Here is a 15,309-nt window from a genome sequence, read left to right as displayed (position 1 = left end):
AGCGCGGACCCACGCGGCCTCGTCCCCGGCCTTTGTACTTAGATAAATTAGTGAACAAACTTTAGCGAGACAGACTCAACACTCTTTGTAGAGGAAAGGAGGGCGCGAGATGGCTATGCAACAAGAATGGGCCGATAAGGACTATTACGGCGACTTGGGCGTGAGCTCGTCGGCAAGCGCTGCAGACATCAAGAAGGCATACCGCAAGCTCGCACGCGAAAACCACCCCGACTCCAACCCCGGCAACAAAAAGGCGGAGGAGAAGTTTAAGCGGGTGGCCGAGGCGTACGACGTTGTCGGCGACGAGCAGAAGCGCAAGGAATACGACCAGCTGAAATCCATGATCAGCTCGGGCGGCTTCGGCCGGTTCGGGCGGGGAGGAGGATCCGGCTTTCCGGGCGGGTTTCGCGGCACGGAAACGGAATTCGACCTCTCCGACATCTTCGGATCAGCCGCTGGTGGACAAGCTGGAGACAGCGGCCTTGGTGATATCTTCGGTGGCTTCTTTGGCGGCCGCGGCGGTGCTGGCAGGAACGCTCGGCCGTCGCGGGGGGCCGACGTCGAAACGGAAATAACCCTCGACTTCCGTGAGGCCGCCAAGGGCACGACCATCCCGGTCGAGCTCACCGGCGAAGCTCCGTGCACCACTTGCCACGGCTCCGGTTCCAAGGACGGCAAGACGCACACCTGTCAGATGTGCTCCGGCTCCGGCTACATCCGCGAGAATTCCGGCGCCTTCGGCATGGCACGTCCCTGCACGAACTGCGGCGGCACCGGCGAAATCATCGAGGACCCGTGCGACACCTGCGGCGGCACCGGCACCGTGCGGCGCACCCGCTCGATCACCGTGCGTATCCCCGCCGGCGTAGTCGACGGGCAGAAGGTGCGCCTGGCAGGCCAAGGCGAGGCGGGCCCGAACGGCACGCCCGCTGGCGACCTGTTCGTCACCGTGCACGTGCGCAACGACGAGGTGTTCACCCGCTCCGGCGACGACCTCGAGGTCACCGTCCCGGTCGCGTTCTCCGAGGTCGCCCTCGGCGCAACCATCGCGGTGCCCACCCTGGACAACCCGGTGAAGGTGAAGGTTCCGGCTGGCACCCCGAACGGGCGCACCCTGCGCGTGAAGGGCCGCGGCATCCCGAAGCGCTCCGGTGCCGCCGGCGACCTGATGGTCACCGTGGAGGTGAAGGTGCCCAAGGACCTGGATCCGTCCGCCACCTCCGCGCTGCGCGCCTACGCCCAGGCTGAAAAAGACTCCGGCTTCGACCCGCGCGCCGGGTGGGCTGGGCTCTAGCCCAGGGAAGAGGTGTAGACGATGGATGAAAAACAGGAGTACTTTGTCATCTCCGTCGCCGCTGAGCTGACCGGCATGCACGCGCAGACGCTGCGCACCTACGACCGGCTTGGCCTGGTCACGCCGATGCGCACCAAGGGTGGCGGCCGCCGCTACTCGCGGCGCGACATCTCCATGCTGCGCCGCATCCAGTACCTCTCTCAGGAGGAGGGCGTCAACCTCGCCGGCATTAAGACGATCATCGAGCTCTCCCAGCAGATCGAGGACCTCCAGGACGAACTGGAAACCCAACGCGGCCACAACGAGGAGCTGCGCCAGAAGTTGCAGACCGGTACTCGCCGCGGCGGTGAGCTGGTGCACGTGCCCCGCTCCACCGCGGTGGTCACGTGGGAGCCAGCTGCTTCTCGGCGCCGCCGGCGCAGCGCGCGGTAGTGCAAAGGTCGAGTCCGGGAGGTCGAGTAGGCCCATGTCTAGGGGCGAACTCGACCTCCCGGACTCGACCTTTGCGGTGTTGCGCGACCAAAAGTGCCCCGGGCTGTTCACACGGAACAGCCCGGGGCACCAAGCGCCTTAAAGCAGCGAAGCTCGAGATTAGCCGCCGAACTCGATGGCCGCGGCGCCGCCGATGTGGCGGAGGTTGGACTTGGCCAGGTTGAACAGGCGGCCAACGCCGCCCTCGAGGAAAGCGGTGCGGGCGCCGGACTTGGTGAAGCCCTTCATCATGTCCCAGGTGATTCCCGGCGGCAGCGACAGCGCCTCCGGGTCGGTGACGATGTCCACGAGCACCGGGCCGTCGTAGGCCAGGGCCTCCTTGAGCACGGGCTCGAGGTCGTCCGGGTCCTCGATGCGGAAGGACTTGATGCCCACACCCTTGGCAATCTCGGCGTAGTTGGCCTGCTCGTGGTCGGTGCCGAAGTACGGCATGCCGGCCACCAACATCTCCAGCTTCACCATGCCCAGCGAGGAGTTGTTGAAGCAGATCACCTTCACCGGCAGCTGGTGCAGCTTGATGGTGAGCAGCTCACCCATGAGCATGCCCAACCCGCCGTCGCCGGACCAGGAGATGACCTGGCGGTCGGGGTATGCCGCTTGCACGCCGATTGCCATCGGCAGGGCGTTGGCCATGGTGCCGTGAAGGAACGATGCGGCCTCGTCGCGCTTGCCGTTCGGGGTGAGGTAGCGCGAGGACCACACGTTGCACATGCCGGTGTCGACGGTGAAGTACGCGTCGTCGTCCGCGAGCTCGTCCAGCACGGATGCGGCGAGCTCCGGGTGGATCGGCTTCTTGGACTCGAAGGCCTCGGAGGTGTAGCTCTTCACCACGTGGTCCAGCAGCTGGTAGTGGCGCTTGAGCATCTTGTCTAAGAACCCGCGGTCGGTCTTCTCCTCGATGTGCGGGAGGATGTTTTCGATGACGCTTTTCACGTCGCCGACGACCGGGTAGTCCACAGTCGTGCGGCGGCCGATGTGGGTGCCGTCGATGTCGATCTGCGCGACGTTCTCGTCCGGCAGCCAGTCGGTGTACGGGAAGTCGGTGCCGACCATGATGAACAGGTCGGACTCTTCCATCGCGTCCACGCAAGCGCCGTAGCCGAGCAGGCCGGACATGCCTACGTCGTACGGGTTGTCGTACTCGAAGTACATCTTGCCGCGGAAGGAGTGGCCGATCGGGGACTTGATCTTCTCCGCCAGGGCGAAGACCTCGTCGCGGGCGTCGCGTGCGCCGTAGCCGCAGAACAGGGTGACCTTGTCGGCCTTGTTAATCGCCTCCACCAGGCGGGCGGCCTCGTGCGGGTCCGGGTAGACGCGCTTGTTTTTGCCGGTGGCGTAGACGGAGTCCGCGGTGTGCGGGCCCTCGGCGGTGTCGGCGGCGAAGATGTCGCCAGGCACGACCATCACGGACACGCCGTTGCCTGCCAAGGTGTTCTGCAAGGCGTTGTGCAGCACGCGCATGCCCTGGTCCGCCTCGTGGACTACCTCGCAGTAGGAGGAGCACTCCTGGAACAGAAGCTCCGGGTGGGTCTCCTGGAAGAATGAGGAGCCGATCTCCATGGTGGGGATGTGCGACGCAATGGCGAGCAGCTTCGCGCCGTTGCGGTGCGCCTCGAACAGGCCCTGCACGAAGTGGGTGTTGCCCGGGCCGCAGGATGCGCCACACACGGCGAGCTCGTCAGCAGCCAGGGAATCGGCGCCGGCGGCGAACGCGGCGGCCTCCTCATTGCGTACGTGCACCCATTCGATGTCGCTCTGGCGCACGGCGTCGGACAGCGGGTTGAGCGAGTCGCCCACCAGGCCGTAAATACGCTTGACGCCTAGGTCCTCTAGGCGCTTGACTACTTGCTCTGCGAAATTGGGCATTGCCTACCTACATCTCCTGTTTAGTCGTTTCATTCAACGTGCGCCATGGTAACGACTTTTACGCAGCTGGGTCCGAGCGCTGTTGTAAAGCAGACAGAAATGTGGGGTCTGTAAAGTAGTCGGTGTGCCCGCCCCTGACTCCCAGCACACGCTCGCCGCCCCACCCGATGTACGACGGCGACGAGCCGATCGCCGCCGTCGGACCGGAGCGCAACAACAGGATCGGGTCTTCGGGGGAATCCACCACGTGCACCGTCGCTTCGGGCCCAGCCAGGGTCAGCTTCGAGACGTGCTCGCCCGAGACGCCTGCGCTGCCCAGGATCCACAGGTCGTCTGCAAGCAACCCGTGCTGGTGCGCCGCCTTCGTGGCTAAGAGCGTGCCGTAGCTGTGGGAGACCACGGTCTTCTGTGCGTCGGGGAAGCGCTCCTCCAACGCGGCCTGGAACATTGCAAGGTCGTCCGCGCCGGCGTGGGCGCGGTGGGGCGAGGCTGCGTCCGTGAGCAGCGGGGGAGGGGCGTAGCCCTGCCACACCACCACGGCGGCCCCGGTCTTTTCTGACAACATCTGGGCTTTCTCCAGCTCGCCCGGCAGCTTCGAGGGTGTGCCGGTGGTTGCACCCGCGACCATGGTGATCACGCGTGAGGGGTCCACCGCGTCGCCGACTAGGACCGTGGTCGCAGTCGGACCGGCCTCGAGGATCACGCCGCCAGCGTCTTCCACCGCTGCCATCGTGGACGCTGGCACCGTCTGTGCGTGCCGGGCGTGCAACGATTCGAAGGACTCGTCCGGGTGATCGAACAGCGGGTCGTAGTCCTGCTCCTTGCCGGCTGCCCCCAACAGGGTCCGTGACAGCCTCAGATCCAGCATCATGGACATGCCGTTGAGCCACAGCACGACGCGTGAATGGGCGGTGACGCCGATGAACTCGGCGGCCTCGTCCAACTGCTGCTGCAAACCGGCGGCGGCGAGCAAGGCCACCGACGCCTGCTCCAGCCGCACAGCACTGGCGGCAAGCGCCGCGTTGTAGCTGGCTAGCCTTGCAGCAGACGCTTCGAACGCGGGTCCGCGGAACCCTGAATCCGCAATGACGGCGGCTGAAAACGGCGCGTGTTCCGCGCGCTCCCGCGCACCGGCTGCTGCCAATTTGGTGGCGGCTGCCGCGGCGAACAATTCGGATGTGGACAGTGCTGGTTTGTACGTCACGGCGTGAGCCCCTTGCCAAATCGGGCATCAGCCTGCTCCACTTCGGACGCAAACGCGGCGACTTCACGGAGGTGGGTATCAAGGCGGGACGTGCATTCGTCGATAAGCAAAAGCTCATTGTCCTGCAACGATGTGAGCGCGGACGCGGAGCGCGAGGGGCTTAAGTGGGTGGTAGGGAGGACGGTGAAGCTGCGGATGCAGCTGCGGGCGGCGGGTGCGGTGTCTGTGGTCAGTTGAAGAAATGTCATGCAACGAACCATCCGCGAACGCAACAGTCGACGCAATCCCCTGAACCGAATCTGTGGATAACTCCCCCGAGACGCACCTAGAGTTATCCACATGAAGATCGCGCTATTGCAAATTGCCGCCGGCGGCGACAAGATGGAAAATTTGTCCGCCATCGAACCGCGTATCCGCGACGCCGCCGCCCAAGGCGCCACGCTGATCGTTTTGCCCGAGGCCACCAGCCAGGCGTTCGGGCAGGGGCGGCTGGATACGCAGGCAGAGGAACTGGACGGTCCGTTCGCCACAGGGCTGAAAAAGCTTAGCGACGAGCTCCGCGTCACCATCGTCGCCGGCATGTTCCGCCCCGCAGACACGAACACCGTGGACGACAAGCAGTACAACCGCGTCTACAACACCGCGCTTATCACCGGCGGCGGGGCGCATAAGGGATACGACAAGATCCACACGTACGACGCCTTCAACTACAAGGAATCGGACACGGTGCGCCCCGGCGACAAGCTGGTCACGTTTGAGCACGACGGCGTGACCGTGGGAGTGGCAACCTGCTTCGACATCCGCTTCCCAGAGCAGTTCCAGGCGCTCGCTCAACGGGGCGCGAAAGTGGTTGTGGTGCCCACGAGCTGGGCGGATGGGCCGGGCAAGGTGGAGCAGTGGCGCATCCTCACCGTCGCGCGTGCGCTGGATGCCGGGGTGTTCGTCGCGGCCGCTGGCCAGGCTCGCCCGGACTTCGAGACCAAGGCCGGGGAGCCTTCAGGGCCCACTGGCGCGGGCCACTCTGTGGTGGTGGGGCCGACGGGCCAGCGGCTTGCGGAGGCCGGCTACGGGCCAGAAACGCTAGTGGTGGAAATCGACCCGGCGGACGCCACCGAGGCGCGCAAGGAGCTGCCGCTGGCGGAGATTCGGGAGCACAGCGCTATTCGCTGAACCACTCCGGCACCGCATCGGGGGCGACGGTCTGCACGTCTTGCGCCCCGGCGACCTCCAGTGCAGCGGCCAGGCTCACCGCCCGCTCCTGCTGCGCACACACGATCACCTCGCGGCCCCACCACATGCCGACGCCAGAGGCCACCTGCTCCAGCGATGCCCCCACACGCGACTCTGCAACCCACGTAATATCCAGCCAGTTTTGGGCCTTGGCCAGCGCATCCAGCGCAGCAGTGTCGTACCACTCGCCGGGCTCTCGCGCGCCGACGACCAGGTGCACCTCCGGCGGATCGGGCTGCTCTAGGCAGTGGAACACCAGCGCCTTCGCCGCAGCGAAACCGCCCTCGGCGGCAACCAGGAGCAGTTGCTTGTCCACAACCTCGCGCAGCCCACCGCGCGCCGCTCCCAACGTCAACCAGTCGCCCGGCTCCAACGGAATGCCGCCGGGTACGTGGAACTCCAGCAGCCCGAACGGATTGGACGGCAGCGCTGGGACTAAGCCGGTCCACTCGCCGGGACGCTTCGGCGACATCACGGGCATGACCTGGCCGGGGGAGTACTGCACCGGCGTGCCGGCTTCCAGGCGCACGACCTGCACCTCGCCGCGGTGCTCCACGCTGGTGACCTGGGCAGCGGTGGCGGCGGGCACGCCGGCGTAGTCGGCCTGGGAGGCGGCATCGCGCATGAGCTCGGCCGCGTCGGATAGGGCGGTGCGGTCGGCTTCGGCGTCCGCGCCTTCGTCGATAAGCATTTGCACAGCGTTGGGGTACTCCTCAGCCGGAAACCCTGTGCGGCGCAGATCCAGCGCCAGCGCTTTGAGCTCGTCGCGGACTTCCTCGGCGGGGCGTTCGAGCACGGCGAGGGCGGCGCGTAAAAGCAGCGGCGGCATCTCGTCTCCAGGTGGCAGCATCATTTCCGCCTGCGGGTACGCCTGGGAGAAGCGGGCGCGCCACGCGCGGCTGACCTGCGGGCCGTGGGTGCGCAACGTCTGCGAAAAGGGGACGGAAGGCATGAAAACAGGCTACCTAGCGGCTGTGGGCTAAAGTTGCACCCGGTTTAAATGTGATAAGTGGATAGAAAAGAGGTGCTGCGGTGGAATTCACCCCGTATACGCTGCTCACGGACATCGGCTGGATCTCGGTCCTGCTCATCGTCGGCAATATTCTGCGCAACCGGCTGAAGGTGCTGCAGGCGCTGCTGCTGCCCGCCCCGATCACCGCAGGTCTGCTCGGCCTGCTGCTGGGCGACGAGGTGTTGGGCGTGATCCATTGGTCTGACCAAGTGGGCACGTACACCACGCTGTTGATCGCAGTGGTGTTCGCCTCCATGGCGTACTCGATGGAGCTCGGCGGCTCCGTCGCCTCCGGTGCCCGCAACATGTGGGGCTATTCCACCGCCATGTTCATGGGCCAGTGGGGCCTGTTCATCCTGCTCGGCCTGTATGTCTTTGCGCCTGTGTTCGGCACCGAGCCGTGGTTCGGCATGATGCTGCCGGTCGGCTTCATCGGCGGCTTCGGCACCGCGGCGGCCGTGGGCTCCGCACTCGAGGAAATCGGCGTGGAAGGGGCCTCCTCCATCGGCTTCACCTCGGCCACCGTGGGCACCCTGGTTGCCATTGTCGGCGGTGTGATCATGGCCAACTGGGGCATCCGCAAGGGCAAGTCGTCCCAGCTCGCCGGCACGCTGCCTGACGACCTGCGCACCGGCTACATTCACAACGAAGACGAGCGCCCCTCCATCGGCAAGGCCACCACTAACCCCTCGTCCATCGAGCCGCTGGCGCTGCACGCCGGCTTCATCGCGTTCACCGTGCTCATCGCGTACATGGTCAACAGCTTGATCAAGGACCAGTGGTCGAACGTGTCCATCCCGCTGTTCGCCATGGCATTCGTCATCGGGCTCATCGGCCGCCTGGTGCTCAAGCTCGTCGGGCGCCCGAACTACCTGGACAGCTCCACCATCAGCACCGTTTCCGGGGCCGCCACGGACTACATGATCGCCTTCGGCATCGCCTCCATCGTCCCCGCAGCACTGGCGGGCTACTGGCAGGCGCTTCTGCTGCTCTTCCTGCTGGGCACCCTGTTCTGCGTGGTGTGGATGCTCTGGGCCGGCCCGACTTTCTTCGGCGAGAAGTGGCTCGAGCGCGGCCTGTTCGGCTGGGGCTGGGCCACCGCCGCCGTGGCCACCGGCATCGCGCTGCTGAAGATAGTGGACCCGAAGCTACAATCCGGCACGCTCAATGAGTACGGCGTGGCCTATGTCGGTTTCGGCCCGTTCGAAATCGGCACCACCATCATCGCGCCGATCGCGGTGATAGCCGGCTTTACCGCCATCTTCGGCTGGATCGCGTTCGCCATTGCGGTCGGGGTGGTCGTGCTGGCTTACGTGATGAAGTGGATACCGGCCAAGAGATCGTCGTAAAGCTTGAAGCTTATCGACGTCCTTCGGTTTCCTCCCAAACCGAATACACTGCCCGCATCTTGATGAGCCCCCGCGTCACCTCCTTTCCCATCTGATGCACTTCGTCCAACGCGGCGCCCGGGAGGAGCCGGCCGATGAGGTAGTGGAGGACTTTCGCGTCTTGCATCAGTGGGCTATCGGGCGGGGCAACGGTTCTGAGAACGTCGAGCGCGATGACGATGGTTCGCGCTTCCTCGTTGGTGAAGCGCAGCGGGTACACGTAGTGCCCGGGGTCTAACCAATATTCACCGTCGGCGCCTGGTGTGCTTTCGATGCAGTATCCGGCGGCTTTGAGCTGGGTGAAGTAGTTGCGGAGGGTGCGCGGTTTGATGCCGGTGAGCTCCGAGAGCTCCCAGCCGGCGAAGCGCTGGCCCCATTGCATGAGTTCGATGAGCTTTAACCCCCGAAGAGCTGGTGGCGTGTGCATGGTTCCCCCTGAAGTTTTTAGGGGCAGGTGTGGTGATTTTGGAATGAGGCAAATATTTGCCACATTCACTTTTTGGTACCCATCCCCTTGTTGAGCTTGTACAACGGAAAACTCTACCCAAGGTGAGCTAACCCCGCGCAACTTTTTTGCCGTTGACAGGAACAGACTCAACTTCTTGTGCGTTACACCTAGTGCGAAACAAACATTAGGCAAGAAAGGACCATGGAATCATGGCGAACAAGTACACACAGAAAACGCAGGAGGCCCTGCAGCAGGCGCAGATGCGCGCTTCCGCCGCCGGCAACCCGGAGATGCGCCCGGCACACGTGCTCGAGGCGCTTTTGAAGCAGGAAGACGGCATTGCAGCCCCGGTGCTCAAGGCCACGGGCGTGGACCCGGAGACCGTAGCGCGCGAGGCGGGCGAGCTGATTAGCTCCTACCCGAGCGCGGAGGGCCAGGGCATGGCCAATCCGGGCATTAACCGCGACCTGCAGACCGCGCTGAGCACGGCGCAGGACCTTGCGGGCGAGCTCGGTGACGAATACGTCTCCGCCGACGTCCTCCTCGCCGGCATTGCCAAAGGCAAGGACGATGCCGCCGAAATGCTGCACAAGCGCGGTGCAACGTTCGACGCTCTGAAGGAGGCGTTCCCCTCCGTGCGCGGCGGCAAGAAAGTCACCTCCGACAACCCGGAGGACCAGTTCCAGGCGCTGCAGAAATACTCCACCGACCTGACCGCACGTGCGCGCGAAGGCAAGATCGACCCGGTGATTGGGCGCGATTCGGAAATCCGCCGCGTGGTGCAGGTGCTTTCCCGTCGCACGAAGAACAACCCGGTGCTCATCGGCGAGCCGGGCGTGGGCAAGACCGCCATCGTGGAGGGCCTGGCCCGCCGCATTGTGGCCGGCGACGTGCCGGAGTCGCTAAAGGGCAAGACGCTGATCTCGCTGGATCTGGGCTCCATGGTCGCGGGCGCGAAGTACCGCGGCGAGTTCGAGGAACGCCTGAAGGCCGTACTGGACGAGATTAAGGAGTCCAACGGGCAGATCATCACGTTCATCGACGAGCTGCACACCATCGTCGGCGCCGGTGCTTCCGGCGATTCCGCGATGGATGCCGGCAACATGATCAAGCCGCTGCTCGCCCGCGGTGAGCTGCGCCTGGTCGGCGCGACCACGCTGGACGAGTACCGCCAGTACATCGAGAAGGACGCCGCCTTAGAGCGCCGCTTCCAGCAGGTGTACGTGGGCGAGCCGACGGTGGAGGACACCATCGGCATCCTGCGCGGGTTGAAGGAACGCTACGAGGTGCACCACGGCGTGCGCATCCAGGACTCCGCGCTGGTGTCGGCGTCGGAGCTGTCCAACCGCTACATCACCAACCGCTTCCTGCCGGACAAGGCCATCGACCTGGTCGACGAGGCCGGCTCCCGCCTGCGCATGCAGATCGATTCCTCCCCGCAGGAAATCGACGAGCTCGAGCGCATCGTGCGCCGCCTGGAGATCGAGGAGATTGCCCTGCAGAAGGAGTCCGACGCCGCCTCCGCGCAGCGCCTGGAGCACCTGCGCGAGGAGCTCGCGGACCAGCGTGAACGTCTCGGCGAGATGAAGGCGCGCTGGGAGAACGAGAAGGCGGAGGTGAACAAGGTCCAGTCCGCGAAGGAGGAGCTCGAGCGCCTGCGCAACGAGTCCGAGATCGCGGAGCGCGAGGGCGACTACGCCAAGGTTTCCGAGCTGCGCTACGGCCGCATCCCGGAACTCGAGGCCGAGGTTGCGCGCGCGGAATCCGAGGCCAGCAACAAGACCATGCTGGAAGAGGAGGTCACACCGGACATCATCGCGGACGTCGTGTCTTCCTGGACCGGCATCCCGGCCGGCAAGATGATGCAGGGCGAGACGGAAAAGCTGCTGAACATGGAGTCCGTGCTCGGCGAGCGCGTCGTGGGCCAGAATGAAGCCGTCGTCGCGGTCTCCGACGCGGTGCGCCGCTCCCGTGCCGGTGTGGCTGACCCGAACCGCCCGATCGGCTCCTTCCTCTTCCTCGGACCCACCGGCGTGGGTAAGACGGAGCTGGCCAAGTCGCTCTCGGAGTTCCTCTTCGACGACGAAGCGGCCATGATCCGCATCGACATGTCCGAGTACGGCGAGAAGCACTCCGTCGCCCGCCTGGTCGGCGCCCCTCCGGGATACGTCGGCTTCGACGCCGGCGGCCAGCTCACCGAGGCCGTGCGCCGTCGTCCGTACTCGCTCGTGCTTTTCGACGAGGTCGAGAAGGCGCACCCGGATGTCTTCGACGTGCTTCTGCAGGTCCTGGACGAAGGGCGCCTCACCGACGGCCAGGGCAGGACGGTGGATTTCCGCAACACCGTGGTCATCCTCACCTCCAACCTGGGCGCCGGCGGCAACCGTGAGCAGATCATGGAGGCGGTGAAGCACCACTTCAAGCCGGAGTTCATCAACCGCCTCGACGACGTGGTGGTCTTCGACCCGCTGAGCCAGGATCAGCTCGTCGGCATCGTGGACATTCAGCTGGAGAGCCTGGCCGAGCGCCTTGCCGCCCGCCGTCTCGTGCTGAACGTGTCGGATTCCGCGAAGTCCTGGCTGGCCGAGCGCGGCTACGACCCGGCCTACGGTGCCCGCCCGCTGCGCCGCCTGATCCAGCAGGCCATCGGCGACCGCCTGGCCAAGAAGCTGCTGGCGGGCGAGATCGTCGACGGCGACACCGTCCACGTGGACGTCGCCGACGGAGGCGAGGGTCTGGACGTTGCCGCGAGGTAGTCCAGACCTACGGTTCTAGATCAAGTCGGTTGTCTGCCTGGCGCGGCTAACCAGATCAAGTCGGGCGTATTTGATAAAAGGCCAGCCTGACGGCCACTGCCCCGAGCCGAGGTGAAGAATCTCGGCCGGGGTTTTGTGCGTCCGGAGGTCATCTTTCGGGCTGAGGAGGTAGATGACGTAGCGGCCGCCCGTGTCGTATCCGTTGCCGATGCCGTAGCGCATCGCCGCCGCAACTTTCTTGTCCCGCTGGTCCCCGTTTGCCAGCCGATTCGCTTCTTCCCGCGACCACTCGGCAGGAACGATGATGTCTTCGATCTGGGGAAAGAGTTGGGGGATGTGTGGGCGAGATTGCATGGAACAGAAGGTGGATTGGTTGCCGTTGAGGTCGGCATCGTAGCGCGGTAGGTAAAACCCCAGATGACTGATTTCTTGGCCGATGTGGCTCGACTGTTCCAAGATGACTGCCGCTTTTTGGTGGTAGCAGTCAAACAATGGGTATTTGAATCGCTTGCCAGGTGAAGCCGATCTATTTCGCGTCGAAGGAAGGATGGCAGTGTCTGACTCCGATTCGACGTGCGGACGATTCCGCATCACTTCCGTCACTCTGGAGAGCCGGTGTACCCATTTCACGGCGTCCTCGTCTATCCAGCCAGTGAGCCTCTCGATCTTTCGCATTTCAACCTCAGGGTGGAAACGCAGTAAAGAATCCTGGTGCGAACAGCGGTTTCTGAGCTCCTTCAAATCCTCCAGGGCTTGTGCAACTAGAAGGCGATCCGGTTGGCCAGGAAACACACGGTGAAGATGCTCATCCCAAAGTTTCGCTACCCGGAAGTCTTTAGAGCTGACCAGGCTTGTCCAGAATCCAAGATTCAATTGGGAGGTCACGTCATCTTCGGTGGGAGCGATTTTGCGTTTATTGTTGGTCATCCGTTCAGCTACTGCGCCAATTGAGTCGCTATTGGGAAGAGTCCAAGGAAACGCGAGCGGATGAATCCGCTCCAGCTCGCGCATCATGGAATTCCTCAAGAGCACTTCCACGTGGTGAATCACTTCAGACAACGCAGCAGATACGGCAGCGTTCAACTCATAAAGTTCCCAGGCGAGGTCTTCGTCACCGGACGTTTGAGCCAGGTAAGGGGCGAGTCGCGCATGCGACACCCATTCAATCTTTCGCTGCAAAAGTCCCTCCCAAACCAATTGCAATGTCCCCAATGAGCTAATACTCTAACAGCCAGACCGTCGAACGACCTTGTCTTCGGCGGTGAGGACTCTGTTGAAGCAGATTGAATGCTTGCAGGGTCCTCTATTCGTTTGAGTGGATATGCAGAGGTAGATAATGGGCGCATGACCCAACTCGTGCACACCCCGGAAGCGCTGGCTACGGCGCTTCCGGCCGGCCCCATCTCCCTCGTTCCCACCATGGGTGCGCTGCATAACGGCCACCTCGCCCTCGTCCGCGACGCCCAAGAGCTGGGCAACCCCGTGGTGGTGAGCATCTTTGTCAACCCGCTGCAGTTCGCGCCGGGCGAGGATTTGGAGAAGTATCCGCGGACGTTGGCCGAGGACGTCGCCAAGCTTGAGAAAGAAGGCGTAGACGCTGTCTTCGCGCCTTCCGCCGAGACGATGTACCCGCACGGCCCGCGCACGACGATCCAACCCGGTCCGCTCGGCGGGGTGTTGGAGGGCGCGACCCGGCCGACGCACTTTGCGGGCGTGCTTACGGTGGTGGCGAAGCTGTTCGCGCTGACCGGTGCCTCGGACGCGTTCTTCGGCGAGAAGGACTACCAGCAGCTCGCGCTGATCCGTCAGATGGTGGATGACCTGCACCTTCCCGTGCGTATCCACGGCTGCCCGATCGTGCGCGACACCGACGGCCTTGCGCTGTCCTCGCGCAACCGTTACCTCTCCGCCGAGGAGCGCGTCACCGCACTGGCCATCCCGCGCGCGCTGGCAACCGGCAGCCTCTCGGAAGCACAATTGCTTCTCGACGCCAACGAAGGACTCCACCTCGACTACCTCGTGGCCACCGCTGAGGACATGTCTGAGCTGCCCGACGGGTACACGGGGCCGGCGCGCCTGCTCGTGGCGGCGAAGGTCGGCGCGACCCGGCTGCTCGACAACGCCCCGGTCGAGCTCTAGCGCGGCGGCGCGTTCCCGCTGCATCACCGCTGCATCACGCCACGCCACTTCCGCCCGCCTCGATCCGCAAACCCTGGGATCCTCAGCCTGGGAGCGGCATTTTTTGCGCGAACCCAGGGTAAGCCTCCCAGGGTCTGTGCAAATTAGCGCTGACCGCCCCTATCCGCCTAGAACGTGTGCTCCGGCCCCGGGAACTCGCCGGTGTGCACGGCGCGCTTGTAGTCAGCGGCCGCGGCGGCCAGATCCGCGCCCACCGAGCCGAACTTCCGGACGAATTTCGCGCGGTGGTCGCCGGCGGGGATGTCCGCCATGTCGTGCCAGACCAGCACCTGGGCATCAGTGCCCGCACCTGCGCCGATGCCGACGGTCGGGACGGGGCACGAGGTGGTCAGTTCCGCCGCTAAGTCCGCGGGCACCATTTCGAAGACCACCATGTCGGCACCGGCTTGGACGACCGCGTTGACGTCGTCACGCAGCTGATCGGCCCCGGCGTCGCGGCCCTGGACCTTGAACCCGCTCAGGTTGTCCACGGACTGCGGGGTGAAGCCGACGTGGGCGCACACCGCCAGACCGGCGTTCTTCAGCGCACGGATGCGCGGGGCGATCCGCACGCCTCCCTCCAGCTTCACCATGTGGGCGCCGGTGCGGCGCACGAGGTCGGTGGCGGTGCGGACGCATTGCTCGTCGCTAGCCTCGTAGCTCCCGAACGGCAGGTCCATGATCACCAGCGCATGGCCCGCGCCGCGCACGACGGCCGCGCCGAGGAACGCCATCTCGTCCACGGAGACCTGGTTTGTGGTGTCGTAGCCGTAGACCACGTTGGCTGCGGAGTCGCCGACCAGGAGGCACTCGATGCCGGCTTGGGAAAACACCCTCGCGGTGGCGTAGTCGTACGCGGTGAGCATCGCCCACTTCTCGCCGTCGGCTTTCTTGCGCGCGAAGTCCGCGACGCGCACTTTCTTGGTGGGGGCTAGGTATCCAGTCACGCATGCAGTCTAGGCCAGCGGCAATCGGCAAAATCCCAAATCAGCACCGGAAGGGTTTAGACTGCCCTGCATGCAGGCAACCACCACCATCCTCACCCGCGTTGCAATCCCGGGCGTCGAGAGCGAGCAGCTGCAGGCGCACCAGATTGGGCAGAATCATTTTGTGGTGGCGAGCGTTCCGTTCGTGGATACGACGCTCGCGATGGGCGACATCGTTGAGTGCGTGACGGTGGGCGGGGCGTTCCATGTGGATCGGGTGGTGGTGCGTGGCGGCGCATCGACGGTGCGTGTGCTGCCGGAGGATCCGGAGGGCCTGGACCCTGATGAGATCGCCGGAACCTTGCTGGCGTTCGGTTGCCGGGTGGAGCTCGGCCCGGGCGGCATGCTTGCGGCCAGCATCGGCGCGGACTGTCCGCGTGAGGGGATCACCGAGTGGCTCAGCGGCCTCGAGGAGCAGGGCACAATCCAGCTCGCTCCCGGGTACATGGCGTAAA

Annotated in this window: 14 protein-coding genes; 7 read left to right on the top strand and 7 right to left on the bottom strand. The window is 64.7% G+C overall.

The window, feature by feature from the left end; genetic code table 11:
- Window positions 1–109: 109 nt before the first annotated feature.
- Window positions 110–1,294, top strand: coding sequence for a molecular chaperone DnaJ (gene dnaJ, locus CIHUM_RS09845; protein ID WP_035000176.1), 1,185 nt, complete (start codon window positions 110–112; stop codon window positions 1,292–1,294).
- 21 nt (window positions 1,295–1,315) lie between these two features.
- Window positions 1,316–1,726, top strand: a complete 411-nt coding sequence (locus tag CIHUM_RS09840; protein WP_035000174.1) for a heat shock protein transcriptional repressor HspR — start codon at window positions 1,316–1,318, stop codon at window positions 1,724–1,726.
- 159 nt (window positions 1,727–1,885) lie between these two features.
- Here CIHUM_RS09840 and CIHUM_RS09835 read toward each other — a convergent pair whose 3' ends face one another.
- From CIHUM_RS09835 to CIHUM_RS09825, 3 genes are read right to left on the bottom strand one after another with little or no spacing between them, the layout of a single operon-like run.
- Window positions 1,886–3,652, bottom strand: a complete 1,767-nt coding sequence (locus CIHUM_RS09835; protein WP_035000173.1) for a pyruvate dehydrogenase — start codon at window positions 3,650–3,652, stop codon at window positions 1,886–1,888.
- 58 nt (window positions 3,653–3,710) lie between these two features.
- The gene (locus tag CIHUM_RS09830; RefSeq protein WP_035000170.1) at window positions 3,711–4,856 is read right to left on the bottom strand and encodes an alpha/beta hydrolase; all 1,146 of its coding nucleotides are present in this window, start codon (window positions 4,854–4,856) and stop codon (window positions 3,711–3,713) included.
- Window positions 4,853–5,104, bottom strand: coding sequence for a hypothetical protein (locus CIHUM_RS09825; RefSeq protein WP_035000169.1), 252 nt, complete (start codon window positions 5,102–5,104; stop codon window positions 4,853–4,855). Before CIHUM_RS09825 ends, CIHUM_RS09830 begins: the two co-directional genes overlap by 4 nt.
- A 91-nt stretch (window positions 5,105–5,195) precedes the next feature.
- Between CIHUM_RS09825 and CIHUM_RS09820 the strand changes: the two genes are divergently transcribed.
- Entirely contained in the window at window positions 5,196–6,026 is an 831-nt protein-coding gene (locus CIHUM_RS09820; RefSeq protein ID WP_035000167.1) for a carbon-nitrogen hydrolase family protein, read from the top strand.
- Here the strand turns inward: CIHUM_RS09820 and CIHUM_RS09815 are convergent.
- Entirely contained in the window at window positions 6,016–7,038 is a 1,023-nt protein-coding gene (locus CIHUM_RS09815; RefSeq protein WP_051106523.1) for a ferredoxin reductase domain-containing protein, read from the bottom strand. The two genes, CIHUM_RS09820 and CIHUM_RS09815, sit on opposite strands and share 11 nt — an antisense overlap.
- An 80-nt stretch (window positions 7,039–7,118) precedes the next feature.
- Here CIHUM_RS09815 and CIHUM_RS09810 point away from each other — a divergent pair, with 80 nt between their 5' ends.
- On the top strand, window positions 7,119–8,447 hold the full coding sequence (locus CIHUM_RS09810; RefSeq protein ID WP_035000165.1) for a sodium/glutamate symporter: 1,329 nt from the start codon (window positions 7,119–7,121) through the stop codon (window positions 8,445–8,447).
- A gap of 10 nt (window positions 8,448–8,457) precedes the next feature.
- Here CIHUM_RS09810 and CIHUM_RS09805 read toward each other — a convergent pair whose 3' ends face one another.
- A complete protein-coding gene (locus CIHUM_RS09805; RefSeq protein WP_148363863.1) occupies window positions 8,458–9,084 on the bottom strand; it encodes a helix-turn-helix transcriptional regulator in 627 nt (208 codons plus the stop codon).
- A 59-nt stretch (window positions 9,085–9,143) separates the two neighbouring features.
- On the opposite strand from CIHUM_RS09805, the gene clpB reads away from it, so the two are divergent.
- Window positions 9,144–11,690: an ATP-dependent chaperone ClpB gene (clpB, locus tag CIHUM_RS09800; protein ID WP_035000162.1), complete on the top strand. Its 2,547-nt coding sequence runs from the start codon at window positions 9,144–9,146 to the stop codon at window positions 11,688–11,690.
- 15 nt (window positions 11,691–11,705) lie between these two features.
- On the opposite strand, the gene CIHUM_RS09795 is transcribed toward clpB, so the two are convergent.
- On the bottom strand, window positions 11,706–12,869 hold the full coding sequence (locus CIHUM_RS09795) for a hypothetical protein (protein WP_148363862.1): 1,164 nt from the start codon (window positions 12,867–12,869) through the stop codon (window positions 11,706–11,708).
- Between the two features lie 165 nt (window positions 12,870–13,034).
- On the opposite strand from CIHUM_RS09795, the gene panC reads away from it, so the two are divergent.
- Window positions 13,035–13,829, top strand: coding sequence for a pantoate--beta-alanine ligase (panC, locus tag CIHUM_RS09790; RefSeq protein ID WP_035000161.1), 795 nt, complete (start codon window positions 13,035–13,037; stop codon window positions 13,827–13,829).
- A 167-nt stretch (window positions 13,830–13,996) separates the two neighbouring features.
- Here panC and panB read toward each other — a convergent pair whose 3' ends face one another.
- Window positions 13,997–14,815 (bottom strand): 3-methyl-2-oxobutanoate hydroxymethyltransferase, encoded by an 819-nt coding sequence (gene panB, locus CIHUM_RS09785; protein ID WP_035000160.1) that lies wholly within the window; start codon window positions 14,813–14,815, stop codon window positions 13,997–13,999.
- Between the two features lie 70 nt (window positions 14,816–14,885).
- Here panB and CIHUM_RS09780 point away from each other — a divergent pair, with 70 nt between their 5' ends.
- Window positions 14,886–15,308: a DUF4265 domain-containing protein gene (locus CIHUM_RS09780; protein ID WP_035000158.1), complete on the top strand. Its 423-nt coding sequence runs from the start codon at window positions 14,886–14,888 to the stop codon at window positions 15,306–15,308.
- Window position 15,309 lies beyond the last annotated feature (1 nt).

Origin of the sequence: Corynebacterium ihumii (genome assembly GCF_028609825.1) — a bacterium.
Classification (GTDB): Bacteria; Actinomycetota; Actinomycetes; order Mycobacteriales; family Mycobacteriaceae; genus Corynebacterium; species Corynebacterium afermentans.
Note: the sequence above shows the minus strand (reverse complement) of the source record. Positions and strands in the feature narration are given on the sequence as shown.

Excerpts from the sequence above, each read along its gene's own strand:
- dnaJ (WP_035000176.1), top strand. The coding sequence starts at position 110 with ATGGCTATGCAACAAGAATGGGCCGATAAGGACTATTACGGCGACTTG.
- CIHUM_RS09840 (WP_035000174.1), top strand. The coding sequence starts at position 1,316 with ATGGATGAAAAACAGGAGTACTTTGTCATCTCCGTCGCCGCTGAGCTG.
- CIHUM_RS09815 (WP_051106523.1), bottom strand. The coding sequence starts at position 7,038 with ATGCCTTCCGTCCCCTTTTCGCAGACGTTGCGCACCCACGGCCCGCAG.
- clpB (WP_035000162.1), top strand. The coding sequence starts at position 9,144 with ATGGCGAACAAGTACACACAGAAAACGCAGGAGGCCCTGCAGCAGGCG.
- CIHUM_RS09835 (WP_035000173.1), bottom strand. The coding sequence starts at position 3,652 with ATGCCCAATTTCGCAGAGCAAGTAGTCAAGCGCCTAGAGGACCTAGGC.
- CIHUM_RS09820 (WP_035000167.1), top strand. The coding sequence starts at position 5,196 with ATGAAGATCGCGCTATTGCAAATTGCCGCCGGCGGCGACAAGATGGAA.
- panC (WP_035000161.1), top strand. The coding sequence starts at position 13,035 with ATGACCCAACTCGTGCACACCCCGGAAGCGCTGGCTACGGCGCTTCCG.
- CIHUM_RS09825 (WP_035000169.1), bottom strand. The coding sequence starts at position 5,104 with ATGACATTTCTTCAACTGACCACAGACACCGCACCCGCCGCCCGCAGC.
- CIHUM_RS09780 (WP_035000158.1), top strand. The coding sequence starts at position 14,886 with ATGCAGGCAACCACCACCATCCTCACCCGCGTTGCAATCCCGGGCGTC.